The 12,065-nt window shown below is 67.2% G+C and carries 14 protein-coding genes; 7 read left to right on the top strand and 7 right to left on the bottom strand.

Features of this window, described 5'->3' with window-relative positions:
- The coding region (locus B3446_RS17075; protein WP_291383619.1) for a FecR domain-containing protein at window positions 1–727 on the bottom strand (727 nt) is incomplete at its 3' end.
- Window positions 724–1,233, bottom strand: a complete 510-nt coding sequence (locus B3446_RS17070) for a sigma-70 family RNA polymerase sigma factor (protein WP_175124461.1) — start codon at window positions 1,231–1,233, stop codon at window positions 724–726. The genes B3446_RS17070 and B3446_RS17075, both read right to left, overlap by 4 nt.
- 170 nt (window positions 1,234–1,403) lie before the next feature.
- On the opposite strand from B3446_RS17070, the gene B3446_RS17065 reads away from it, so the two are divergent.
- Both B3446_RS17065 and B3446_RS17060 read left to right on the top strand, forming a co-directional pair.
- Window positions 1,404–1,871 carry a CopD family protein gene (locus B3446_RS17065; RefSeq protein ID WP_191576103.1) on the top strand — a complete coding sequence of 156 codons (468 nt, stop codon included), beginning with the start codon at window positions 1,404–1,406 and terminating at the stop codon, window positions 1,869–1,871.
- A gap of 145 nt (window positions 1,872–2,016) precedes the next feature.
- Window positions 2,017–2,874 (top strand): hypothetical protein, encoded by an 858-nt coding sequence (locus B3446_RS17060; RefSeq protein WP_291383616.1) that lies wholly within the window; start codon window positions 2,017–2,019, stop codon window positions 2,872–2,874.
- On the opposite strand, the gene B3446_RS17055 is transcribed toward B3446_RS17060, so the two are convergent.
- Complete coding sequence (locus B3446_RS17055) at window positions 2,808–3,824, bottom strand: LysR family transcriptional regulator (protein ID WP_291383614.1); 1,017 nt, start codon at window positions 3,822–3,824, stop codon at window positions 2,808–2,810. The genes B3446_RS17060 and B3446_RS17055 overlap by 67 nt on opposite strands.
- Window positions 3,825–3,986: 162 nt before the next feature.
- Here B3446_RS17055 and B3446_RS17050 point away from each other — a divergent pair, with 162 nt between their 5' ends.
- From B3446_RS17050 to B3446_RS17035, 4 genes are all read left to right on the top strand, one after another.
- Window positions 3,987–5,006: a tripartite tricarboxylate transporter substrate binding protein gene (locus tag B3446_RS17050; RefSeq protein ID WP_291383612.1), complete on the top strand. Its 1,020-nt coding sequence runs from the start codon at window positions 3,987–3,989 to the stop codon at window positions 5,004–5,006.
- A gap of 26 nt (window positions 5,007–5,032) precedes the next feature.
- Window positions 5,033–5,980, top strand: coding sequence for a hypothetical protein (locus tag B3446_RS17045; protein WP_291383610.1), 948 nt, complete (start codon window positions 5,033–5,035; stop codon window positions 5,978–5,980).
- Between the two features lie 150 nt (window positions 5,981–6,130).
- The gene (locus tag B3446_RS17040; protein WP_218343065.1) at window positions 6,131–6,820 is read left to right on the top strand and encodes a helix-turn-helix transcriptional regulator; all 690 of its coding nucleotides are present in this window, start codon (window positions 6,131–6,133) and stop codon (window positions 6,818–6,820) included.
- A 69-nt stretch (window positions 6,821–6,889) separates the two neighbouring features.
- Window positions 6,890–7,306, top strand: a complete 417-nt coding sequence (locus B3446_RS17035) for a VOC family protein (protein ID WP_175124455.1) — start codon at window positions 6,890–6,892, stop codon at window positions 7,304–7,306.
- A gap of 42 nt (window positions 7,307–7,348) precedes the next feature.
- Here the strand turns inward: B3446_RS17035 and B3446_RS17030 are convergent, their stop codons facing one another.
- Window positions 7,349–8,752 (bottom strand): amino acid permease, encoded by a 1,404-nt coding sequence (locus B3446_RS17030; RefSeq protein ID WP_175186322.1) that lies wholly within the window; start codon window positions 8,750–8,752, stop codon window positions 7,349–7,351.
- A 75-nt stretch (window positions 8,753–8,827) separates the two neighbouring features.
- Window positions 8,828–10,078 (bottom strand): kynureninase, encoded by a 1,251-nt coding sequence (gene kynU, locus B3446_RS17025; protein ID WP_291383606.1) that lies wholly within the window; start codon window positions 10,076–10,078, stop codon window positions 8,828–8,830.
- 137 nt (window positions 10,079–10,215) lie between these two features.
- Between kynU and B3446_RS17020 the strand changes: the two genes are divergently transcribed.
- A complete protein-coding gene (locus B3446_RS17020) occupies window positions 10,216–10,689 on the top strand; it encodes an Lrp/AsnC family transcriptional regulator (RefSeq protein WP_291383604.1) in 474 nt (157 codons plus the stop codon).
- A 33-nt stretch (window positions 10,690–10,722) separates the two neighbouring features.
- Here B3446_RS17020 and trhA read toward each other — a convergent pair whose 3' ends face one another.
- Together trhA and B3446_RS17010 are read right to left on the bottom strand one after the other, a co-directional pair.
- On the bottom strand, window positions 10,723–11,352 hold the full coding sequence (gene trhA / locus B3446_RS17015) for a PAQR family membrane homeostasis protein TrhA (RefSeq protein WP_191576108.1): 630 nt from the start codon (window positions 11,350–11,352) through the stop codon (window positions 10,723–10,725).
- Between the two features lie 75 nt (window positions 11,353–11,427).
- Window positions 11,428–12,065: P1 family peptidase (locus B3446_RS17010; protein ID WP_291383602.1), on the bottom strand; the 638-nt coding region annotated here is incomplete at its 5' end.

Genomic DNA, 12,065 nt, shown 5'->3' with positions numbered 1-12,065 from the left:
GCGTCGCGGCGGCGGCGCCATCCGGCGACAGGCTGCTCTGTTCGCCGGCCGCCACGTCCACGTAGCGCCCCGGCTGCCCGGCGCTGCTGACGCGCACGCGCCCTTCCTGCACGCTGAGCTGGCAACGCCCGCGCTCCTCGCGCACACAGAAGCGCGAGGCCTGCGCCTCGATATCGCCCAGCCGCGTGCGCACGATGAAGGGACGCGGATGGCTGGCGGGGTCCGCCACCGCATGGACGGCGATCTCGCCGGCGCGCAGGCGCAACAGGCGCGTCGCATCGTCGAACAGCACGTCGACGGCGCTGGCGGTATTCAGGTGCAGCGTCGAGCCGTCGGCCAGGATCACGTCGCGCCGCTCGCCGGCGGCGCTCCGGTAGTCGGCGCTCCAGTCCAGGGGATCGGCCCGCCAGGCAGCCCAGCCAACCGGCGCGGCCACGATCAGGGCAACCAGCGTCTTGAGCGCGGCGCGGCGGCTCTTGAGGTCCGGTCGATTCAGCGTTGCCATGCCCAGCGCCGACGGAATGAGGCCGAAGCGCGCATTCACGCGCTGCGCCCGCTGCCAGGCATGTTCGTGCTCGGCCTTGCTGGCGCGCCATTGGTCGCAGGCATGGACGTCCGCGTCGGTAGCCCGGCCTGAGCTCAGCCGCATCAGCCACCGCGCAGCCTCGCGTGCGACGTTGCGCTCGACGACGGGGAGCTCGGCTGCCGGTTCTGCTGGCGCGCTCACATCACCGCCATGATGCATTGCTCGTATCCCTTGGTGATGTAGCGGTGCACGGTGCGTAGCGACACGTTGAGCTTGTCGGCGATCTCGCCATGGCTCAGGCCTTCCAGTTGCGCCATCAGGAACGCCTGGCGGGCGGGCAGCGACAGGCCGGCCAGCATTTCTTCAATTTCCTGCAGCGTCTCCAGGATGATGAAGCGCTGTTCGGGGGAAGGAGCAAGCGCCTCGGGCATCAACGCCAACGCTTCCATGTAGGCCTGCTCGACCGATCGGCGGCGATGGTGGTTCAGCAGCAGGCGCTTGGCGATGGTGGTCAGGTACGCGCGCGGCTCGCGCAACGCGTCCAGTTCGTGCCGGTGCCGCAGCACGCGCACGAAGGTGTCCTGCGCAAGATCAGCGGCATCGAAGCTGTTGCCCAGCTTGGCGCGCAGCCAGCCGTGCAGCCATCCGTGATGGGTGCGGTACAGCATGTTGACGGCGTCGCCCGAGGCGAGCACGGAATTCGGCACGGACGGCTCCCTGACTCACTAACTACAAAATTCATAACTACAAATAACAATCGTTCTCATTCTAAATGCAAAACCATGATCCTGGTCAAGTCCGCGCGTCGGGTTTGCGGAGATATCATCCGTACGACGTCCGCCGCCTCCCGCGGCGGCGCTTTTCACAGGCTGATCCCATGCTCTACGCCGTCCTGCAATTTCTCCACGTCATGGCCGTGATCCTCTGGGTGGGCGGCATGCTGTTCGCCCACTGTTTTCTGCGGCCGGCGGCCGCGAAACTGGATCCGCCCGTGCGGTTGCCGCTCTTGGCCTCGGTGCTGGGCCCCTTTCTGAATGCCGTGCTGGCGGCCATCGTGCTGATTCTCGTGACCGGCGCCTGGATGATCGGCTCGTCGGCCAGCCAGGCCGCGCAGACGGGCGGCTCGTTCTTCATGCCCCGCAACTGGACGCTGATGGCCAGCGGCGGCATCGTCATGATGGCGATCTTCGGCCACATCCGGTTCGCGCTGTTCAAGCGGCTGGCCGCTGCCGTGGCAGCGTCCGACTGGCCCGCCGGCGGTCAGGCGATGGCCGGCATCCGGCGCTGGGTGGGCGTGAACCTGCTGCTCGGCATCGCCATCGTGGCGGTCATGTTCCTGGGCTAGCGAATGACTGGCTCCCGCCAGGACCAATCGGATAAACGCCGGTTGGTATCGGAAATCTTGGCCTTGATGCAATACGGCGTACATCCGCGCTGGCCACACTGCGGATGACTCTCGCGGGTCACGTCCACGACAACAGGGAAATCCCATGATCAAACGTGCATTGCATCTGGCCCTCTTCGGCCTGTTCGCCACCGCCGGCGCCGCCCAGGCCGCCGCTATCGACAACAGCGCTATCGGCCAGCCCGAGTTCCGCGCGCACAAGGCCACCTACGGCGTGGTCTACCGCCTGCCGGCAGACGTGAACGCCGTGCTCGACGCCAAGATCACCGGCGTCCTCAAGGAAGATCTGATCAAACTCGGCCTGAAGACCGAAGCCGACACGCCCAACCTGCCGCACGTCACCGTGGTCCACATCCACAACGCCGATCCGCAGACGCCCGCGCGCATGCTGAAAGCGTTGCCCAAGCCGCCGGCGCCGCTGCGCGTCACGCTCAAAACCTTCTATCCGACCGAGGCCGCCAAGGGCGCGGGCCATCCGTGGTGGCTGGACCTGGGCGTGGTCAAAAGCGGCCAGGGCTTCGAGGACATGATGCGCTACAACACCGTGGCGACCGCCGCCCTCGCCCCGCTGCGCGACGGCCCGCTTCCGCGCGTGACCGGCCCGGTCTACGCCAAGATGGGCGATGCCGGCAAGGAACTGGTCAAGACGCTGGGCGTGAGCGGCGTGAACGTCATGCAGGACGGCAAGGAAGTGCGCGCGCACAACCCGCACACCACGCTGGTCTACAGCATGACGCCGTTTGACGCGCGGCTGCAGGACGCCATGAAGGCGGAGTCCGACAAGTTCAACGCCGTGCTGCCCGATGGGATTGAGACAACCTTCAAGGACGTGTCCATTGTCGAGATCGGGTTTGCGGGCAATGTGGTGCGCGAGATCTACCGCGTCAGCCTGGAAGACGGGTCGGTGCTGGACGTGGCGTCGGGCAAGCCCGCGGCGCGCTGATCGGCCTGCCCGGGACCGCCCGCGCGGTCCCGCAGCACGTCACGGATCTGGCCGCGCAGCCACGCCTGCAGCGGCGACGTATGCAGCCGGCGCGGCCAGACCATCACGAATTCGATCTTGCGCAGGCTGGCGGGCAACTCCAGCATGGCCAGCGGAAAGTGTTTGCCATGCACCTGCGCCACGCTGGCCGGCATGGTGGTCGCATAGTCCGTGTCCAGCAAGACGTAGGGCGTGATGCCAAAGCCCGACAGGTAGGCAGAGAATTCCAGCCGTCCCGCCTCCGGCTTCAGGGCGCGGTCGAAGTTGGTCTCGCGCCCGTACATCTGGGCGAAGGCAAACCACCTGATGCGCGGCAAGTCAGCCAGCGTCAGCGCGCCCTGCCCCGCACGCGGATGCGCCTTCGACACGACACACACGCGCCGGTCGCGAAGCAGCGTATCGCGGTGAAAGCGCGCCGGCACCTTGCCGAACAGTCCGATGGCAATATCCAGCCGTTCCGCATCCAGGTCGTCGGGAACAAAGTCGCCATGCACCGATTGGAATCGCAGCGTGATTCCTGGCGCAGCGCGGCGCAGCCGCTCCAGCAACGGTGCGGCCAGCAGGATCTCGCTGTGCGCGCCGGTCCCGATGTTGACCACGCCGCTGGCGCGCGCGGGATCGAAGTCCTCGGCCGGGCGCAAGGCCGACTCGATCTGCGCCAGCGCGTCCTGCACGGCCGCATGCAACTCCAGCGCGCGCTCGGTCGGAATGAAGCGGCCCTTGACGACGACGAGCAAGGGGTCGTCCAGCCGGTCCCGCAGGCGCGCAAGGTCGCGGCTGATGGCGGGCTGCGTCTTGTGCAGCAGCGCGGAACTGGCGGTGGCGCTGCGCGTGCGCATCAGCGCGTCGAACGTCAACAGCAGGTTCATGTCCAGCCGGCGCAGATAGGGCAAGGGGTGAGTGTCGGTCATGGCGTCCATGCTATGCGCGAAACACATGCAATGAAAGTCGCATACCAGAATTGATATAACGGCCTTGCATGCCCGGCATTGGGCGGCGCACCAGCGCTTGGCTACAGTGGCTCGCAGATCGGCCCATTTCGCATCCGACACCGACTTCCTGGAGACGTCTTCATGGCCCTGCTCACCGCCCTCACCGCGCGCTGGCGCGCCGCCACCTCTCGCCGCTTTCTGCTGGCCGCCACGGCGGGCGCCGTTCTGGCGCTGGGCGCCGCCCAGCCCGCCACCGCGGCCGCCGGCTTTCCCGCTCGGCCCATCACCCTCGTGGTGCCCTTTCCCGCGGGCGGCACCCCTGACATCCTGGCGCGCATCCTGGGAGAGGACCTGGGGCGGCGCCTTGGCCAGCCGCTCATCGTTGAAAACCGCGCAGGCGCCGGCGGCAACATCGGCGCGCAGGCGGTGGCACGCGCCGCGCCGGATGGATACACGCTGCTCATGTGCGCCTTTGGCTGCACCGTCGCGCCATCGCTCTACCAGCCAGCGCCCTACGACATCGTCAAGGACTTCGCGCCCGTTGCAATGATCGGCACGGTGCCCAGCGTGCTGGTGGTCAATCCCCAAGTGCCCGCCAACACCTTGCCGGAACTGCTGGCGTACGCCCGCGCCAATCCGGGCAAATTGAACTCCGCATCGTCCGGCGTGGGCGGCTCGGCGCATCTGGCAACGGAACTGCTCAAGCAGCGCGCTGGCATTGACGTCGCCCACATTCCCTACAAGGGCGCCGGCCAGGTCGCCGCCGATCTGCTTGGCGGCCAGGTCGATATGTACTTCGACAATCTTCCCGCCTCGCTGGCCAACATCCGGGCCGGCAAGCTGCGCGCGCTGGCCGTGGCAAGCAGCAAACGGGCGCCCGCGATCCCCGACGTGCCGACGTTCGCTGAAAGCGGCGTGCCCGACTTTCTCATCACGCCGTGGTTCGGCATCATGGCGCCGGCACGCACGCCCGCCGCCGAGCTGGACGCGCTGCACAACGCGTTCGCCGCCGCCCTGCAAGCGCCCGAAGTGGCGGCCAAGATGCGCGAACTGGGCGTCGAGACGGCCAGCGGCACGCGGCAGTCGCTGGGCGACTTCGTCGGCGCCGAGACCGCGCGGTGGAAGGACGTGATCCAGGCCAACCACATCAAGGCCGAATGATGGCGGCGGCTTCCCACCAGAATGACGTGGACGCCCCCGGTCCCCTGCGCCTGCGCGGCATGGGGTCCTTCCATGTCGGCGGCCGCGAAGCCTCGCTGTCGGGCCTGCCCCGCCGCGAGGTCGTGATGGCCGAAGGCGGACAGCCCGTCGCGCTGGACCCAAACGGCACGTACCGCGTGGAGCAGATGTACGCGCAGTACTTTCTCGCGGACCCGCCCAACGGCCGCCCGCCGATCGCGTTCTGGCATGGCGGCGGCATGACCGGCGCCGCCTGGGAGACCACGCCCGATGGCCGCGAGGGCTGGCTCAACACGTTCCTGCGGCGCGGCTGGGATGCCTACCTGTGCGACGCCGTCGAGCGCGGCCGGTCCGGCTTCGCGCCCGTCCCTGACATCTGGCCCGACCCGCCCATCGTCCAGGCTCAGGAAGACTGCTATACGCGTTTTCGTATCGGCCGGCCCGGCACGCGTCCGGGTCCGGACAGCGCCTACCCCAACACGCGCTTTCCGGTGGAGGCGTTCGGTCAGCTTGCCGCCCAGATGGTCCCACGCTGGGTGCATACCGACGCCGCCGTCCTGCGCGCCTACCTGGCGCTGCTGGAACGCGTCGGCCGCATGATTGTCATCTGCCATTCGCAAGCGGGCGTGTTCGGCATCCGCGCGGCCCAGGCGCAGCCGGATCGGGTCCGCGCGGTCGTCGCGCTGGAACCGGCAAGCATTCCCCTGTTGGCGCCCGGCGATGACTACCGCACGCCCACGCTGATCGTGATGGGCGACAACATGGACACCGACCCGCGCTGGCCGCGCATGCGCGCCCGTGTGCAGGAATTTGCGGCGCGCTACCCCTGCGTCCAGGTGCTGTCGCTGCCGGAACGCGGAATCACCGGAAATTCACACATGCTGATGATGGACAGCAACAGCCTGGAACTGGCCGCGCTGGTACACGACTGGCTGATGGGACTGCCGCCGGGTTGAAAGCCGAGTTGGAGGCCTGAGGGCTTGGTTGAAGTCTAGGTTGAAGGCTGAGTTGAAGGCAGGTTCGAAGGCCCCTTTCACCCCCCTAAAATCGCGACGCCTGCTGCCAATCCATGGCAGTATTGCGCCGTCTGCCCTTCCCCCGCCCCCATGTCCCGCACCGAACGCCTCCTGGAGCTGCTCCAGACCCTGCGCCGCCACCGCCTGCCCGTCAGCGGCCATCGGCTTGCGGCCGAGATGGGCATCAGCCTGCGCACGCTGTATCGCGACATCGCCACGCTGCAATGCCAGGGCGCCGAGATCGAGGGGGAACCGGGCGTGGGCTACGTGCTGCGGCCCGGCTTCATGCTGCCGCCGCTGATGTTCAGCACCGAAGAGATCGAGGCGCTGGTGCTGGGCACGCGCTGGGTGGCCCGCCGCTCGGACGAACGCCTGGGGCTGGCCGCGCGCAACGCGCTGGCCAAGATCGGTGCGGTGCTGCCGCAGGAACTGCGCGACGAGCTCGACGCCATTCCGCTGCTGGTCGCCCCCAGCGCCGTGGCCGTCACGGACCGCGTCGACGTGGCGCTGATCCGCCAGGCCATCCGTGGCGAACAGAAACTGGAAATCACCTACCGCGATGACAAGGGGGCCGATTCCAGCCGGATCATCTGGCCATTCGCGCTGGGCTTTTTCGACAGCGTGCGGCTGGTGATGGCCTGGTGTGAATTGCGCGGCGACTTCCGGCATTTCCGCACCGACCGCATCGCCACGCTGGCCATCGGCGCCAGGTATCCCAAACGGCGGCACATCCTGCTCAAGGCGTGGCGCGCGCTGGACCACGAGGCGCGCAAGGACTGACGTTCACTACTGCCAAAAACTGACAGTACCCCTGCCTATCATGAGCGCATCCAACCCCCGGAGCGCATCATGTCAGACACCAATTTCGTCATCCTGTATGTGGAAAAGCCGCAGGCCAGCGCCGCGTTCTACAGCGCGCTGCTGCAGCGCCCGCCCATCGAATCGTCGCCCACGTTTGCGCTGTTTGCGCTGGACTCGGGGCTGATGCTGGGCTTGTGGTCGCGCTACACCGTGGCGCCGGCAGCCGCCGGACGCGGCGGGGCATCCGAACTGGCGTTCACCGTGGCCGATGCCGATGCGGTCAACCAGCGTCACGTGGACTGGAGCCTGCGCGGCCTGCCCATTCTGCAGGCGCCCACCGACATGGATTTCGGCCGCACCTTTGTGGCGCTCGACCCCGACGGCCATCGACTGCGCGTGTTCGCCCCGGCCCCCGCGCCGGCGCCAGCCGCGCCCCGCACCGAGCGCGCCGTCGCGGCCGTCTGATGACAAACGGCCGCGCCAAAAGGCGCGGCCGCTGCCGACCCATCACGCACGCTGCCGCGTATTCATGGCGACGGCCTCGCCACGCTTCTTGAACAGCAGGTAGTACGCCGCGGCGAGCAGCACCAGGAACGGCACGCCAAACACCAGCGTCAGCTTGAAGACGCTGGTGAAATACGTGGTCACCAGAATCGCCAGCATCGCCCCCGCGCCCAGCAGCGTCAGCACCGGAAAGCCCGGCATGCGGAACGACAGCTTTGCGCCGCCTTCGCGCACCCAGCGGCGGCGAAAGAAATAGTGCGTGACGAAGATCATCATCCAGGTAAAGAGCGCGCCGAACATCGAGATGGCCATCATCAGCGTGAAGGCCGTCTCGGGGTACAGCACGTTCAGCACCGTGGCGATGGCGATGCCGCTGGTCGACAGCAACAGCGCGTTCAGCGGCGTGCCGTTGCTGGACAGCCGGCCCAACGCCGACGGCGCATGGCCCGCGCGCGACAGGCTGAACATCATGCGCGTGGTGATGTAGAGCTGGCTGTTCATGGCCGACAGCGCGGCCACCAGCACGATGAAGTTGATGACGCCCGCCGCGCCCGGAATATCAAGCACCTCCATCACCTGCACGAAGGGGCTGCCGCCCTTGCCGGCATCGTCCCATGGCACGATGGCCAGGATCAGCGCCAGCGTCAGCAGGTAGAACACGACGAGCCGGACGATGGTGGCGCGAAACGCCTGCTTGACCGCGCGTTCCGGATCCTCGGCTTCACCGGCTGCCACGGCGATCATCTCGACGCTCAGGTAACTGAAGATCGAGATCACGACCGCGATCCACATGCCCCATACGCCATTCGGAAAGAACCCGCCGTGCGCGGTGTAGTTCGCCGTGCCGTACTGCGGATTGCCCCAGACCACGTAGGCGCCCAGGATGATGAAGCCGATGATGGCGCTGATCTTGATGGTCGAGAACCAGTATTCGATCGTGCCGAAGGCCTTGACGCTCAGAGCATTGATGAGAATGAGCGCCGCGGAAAAAATGCACACCCATAACCATCCGGGCACGCCGGGAAACCAGAAGGCCATGTACTTGGCCACCGCCGTGACTTCCGTGCCCACGGCCAGCACCACGCAGGACCAGTACGCATAACGCACCAGAAACCCCGCGAGGGGGCCGATGTAGTGTTCGGCATAGGCGCCGAACGAGCCGGACGTGGAATGCGCGACCGTCATTTCGGCCAGGCAGGCCATGAGCAGCAGCGTGATCACGCCGCCGATGGCATAGCTGATGAGCACGCTGGGCCCGGCAAAGCCGATGGCGAATTTACTGCCCAGGAACAGGCCCGTGCCGATGGCTCCGCCGATGGCGATCATGCTCATCTGGCCGGACGTCAGCCGGCGCTTGAGCCCCTGTTCGCGTTCGGCGATCTGGCCGAACCCTTTCTGTTGTTGCATTGTCTCCTCCTGTACTGCGCATTTTTGTGTGATGTACGGCCCGCGAGGCCGGCGCGTCGAGGCCTGATGCCGGAATCAGGTCACGGCGGAACGCTGCTTGAACTCGGGCTTGTCCCACGCGCGGGTATCCAGCACGTCCTTCAGGATGTCGACCGCGTCCCAGACGTCGGCGTAGCCGAAATACAGCGGCGTCAGGCCGAAACGCAGGACCTCGGGCTCGCGGTAATCACCGATCACCCCACGCGCGATCAGAGCCTGCATGACCTCGAAGCCGTGGGGATGGCGGAAGCTGACGTGGCTGCCGCGGTCGGCGTGCGTGCGCGGCGTCACCAGCGTCAACGGATGGCCGGCGCAACGCGATTCCACCAGCTGGATGAACAGGTCGCTCAGCGCCAGCGACTTCTTGCGCACTTCGTCCATGCCGGCGGCATGCGCGACATCGAGGCCGCATTCGACCATCGACAGCGACACGATGGGCTGCGTGCCGCACAGGTAGCGGCGGATGCCGCCCGCGGGCTCGTAGGCCACGGCCATGTCGAACGGGCGGCTGTGGCCCCACCAGCCGGACAGCGGCTGCCAGAAATCCTTGGTGTGACGCGGGGCCACCCAGATGAACGCCGGCGAACCGGGGCCGCCGTTCAGATATTTGTAGGTGCAGCCCACGGCGAAGTCGGCATTGGCGCCATTCAGGTCCACGGGCACCGCGCCGGCGGCGTGCGCCAGATCCCAGATGGCCAGCACGCCGTGTTCGTGCGCCTGCGCCGTGACGGCGGCCATGTCGTGCATCTGGCCGCTGCGGTAATTGACGTGGGACAGCAGCATGACAGCAACGGAGTCGTCCAGCGCCTTGTCCAGTGGCAGATCGTCGTCGATCAGGCGCATTTCGTAGCCCTGCTGCAGCAGGTCGATCATGCCCTGGATCATGTAGAGGTCGGTGGGGAAGTTGTCGCGCTCGGACAGGATGACGCGGCGCGCGGGATGCTTGTGCTGTTGGATGCGCAGCGCGGCGGCCAGCGCCTTGAAGATGTTGAGCGACGTGGTGTCGGTGACGACCAGCTCGCCCTCGCGCGCCCCCAGCAGGCGGCCCAGCTTGTCGCCCAGGCGCGCCGGCAGATCGAACCAGCCCGCGGTGTTCCAGCTACGGATCAGGCCCGTGCCCCATTCCTCGGTGATGACCTGCGCGGCGCGGGCCGCGGCGGTCTTGGGCAGCACGCCCAGCGAATTGCCGTCCAGGTAGAGCACGCCGGGCGGCAGGTCGAATTGTTCTTTCACGTGGGCCAGGGGATCCTGGCGGTCGGCGTTGACGCAGGCTTCACGAGTGTTCATGTTCCGTTCCTTCAGCAAATTTCCGGATACATGCTATCAGCGCAGTCAGTCCGAAAAATTGCAAATCCAGTCGTGACTTACCCGCGTTTTCCGCATTAAATTGCATTCATCATCATTTTTTCGAACTGGATTGCGCCATGCAGATCGACGTCATAGACCAGCGCATTCTGGCCCGCCTGCAGGAAGACGGCCACCTCAGCAATCAGGACCTGGCGGAACAGGTGGCGCTGTCGCCCTCCGCCTGCCTGCGCCGTGTGCGCGCGCTGGAAGAAGCCGGGCTCATCCGCGGCTACCGCGCGCTGCTGGACGCCGAGAAGCTGGGCTTCGAGCTGGAGGCCATCGTGCATGTGTCGCTGGACCAGTCGCGCGCGGGATGGCACGAAGAGTTTCTGGCGGGCATCGCCCTGCACGACGAGATTACCGAGGCCGCCATCGTCACCGGCGCGTCCAACTACATCCTTACCGTGCGCACGCGCAACCTGTCGGCATTTTCAAATTTTGTCGAGGACAAGCTCAGCAAGATTCCGGGCGTGCGCGATCTCTGTTCGCATATCGTCATGCGCAAAGTAAAGGACCGCGAAGGCATGCTGCCGCTGGCGGCCTGGAGCTGAGTCGACCTGGCCATCGGCATATCGCAAGGCGCGCTAGGTGGGCGCGTGCTCCAGAAAGCCGAAGACCGTCACGAAATGGCAGGCTGTGCCGCCCATGACGAACAGATGCCAGATGCCGTGCGCATGACGCCAGCGTTTGTCGTTGGCATAGAACAGCGTCCCGATCGTGTAGATGGCGGCGCCCGCCAACAGCCACGTCAGCCCCGCCGTCGACAGCGCGCCCGCGATCGGCGCGGCAAAGGCCACGCCCAGCCATCCCATCAGCAAATAGAGCGGCAAGGCCGGCGGCGCGCCACGCGCCCACCAGAGTTCGCGGCTGATGCCCACGAAGGCCAGCAGCCAGATCGCCACGCCCATTGCGGCGCCCCAGCGATGATCCACGGGGCCGTACGCCAGCGGCGTGTACGTACCGGCAATCAGCAGGTAGATCGCGCAGTGGTCCGCCTTGGCCCACATCGCCTTGCGGCGCCCTTGCGTGCAGTGGAACAGGGAAGACGACGCATACACCGCGATCATCGACGCCGCGAACACCGCGCAACTGACGATCTGCCGCGTATCCACGCGCAGCTCGGCCGCGCGGGTGATCAAGGCGCCGGAAGCCAGCACCGCCAGCGCCAGCCCGGCCAGATGCGTCACGCCATTGAGTCGTTCGCCTTCCTGCATGTGCGCCCCCACCCCGGCGTCGTGCCGGCGCCTGTCATCATGGCGGGCTTGTGTGACAGGCGCGGGTCAGCGGCGTCACCCCACGAAGTCCACCGCGGCCGGATAGCCGTCAATGGCGCGCGCGGACAGGATCGCACGCTGCACCGCGATCGCCATGGCCTCGGCGGCCATGACGCCCAGCAGCATCACGTTGGCGGATTTGCCCGACGCCCCCGTGCCCAACGCGAAGATCGTGTCGCCGTCGAGCATGGTGTGGATGGGGTTGATCGTGCGCGCCAGGCCATCGTGCGCCATGCCGGCGATCTTCTGGGCTTCGGCCTTGGTGATCCGCGCATCGGTGGCCACGGCGCCGATGGTGGTGGCCGCGCCCGCGCGCATCGACTTGGGCAGGTCGCCCGCCAGGATGGCCGCTCGCGTGTCAAACAACATCTTGCCGTCTGCGGTGCGAGCGCCGGCCAGGATGCGCCCGGTGGCCGGGTCCAGCACATCGCCCACGGCATTGACCGCCACGATAGCGCCCACCGTCACGCCCGCCACCGTCAGCGACGCGCTGCCGATGCCGCCCTTCATGGCGCGCTTGGGGCCATACAGCTTGCCCACCGTCGCCCCCGCGCCCGCGCCCACGTTGCCTTCCTGCGGGGCGTCGGCCGTGGCCGAGCGGCAGGCCTGGTAACCGGGGGCGGCATCGGGCCGCACCGACGCGTCGCCCACGC

The organism is Achromobacter sp. UBA5777 (genome assembly GCF_002418565.1).
Taxonomy (GTDB): Bacteria; Pseudomonadota; Gammaproteobacteria; order Burkholderiales; family Burkholderiaceae_B; genus Achromobacter; species Achromobacter animicus.
This window is presented reverse-complemented; position numbering and strand designations above follow the sequence as displayed.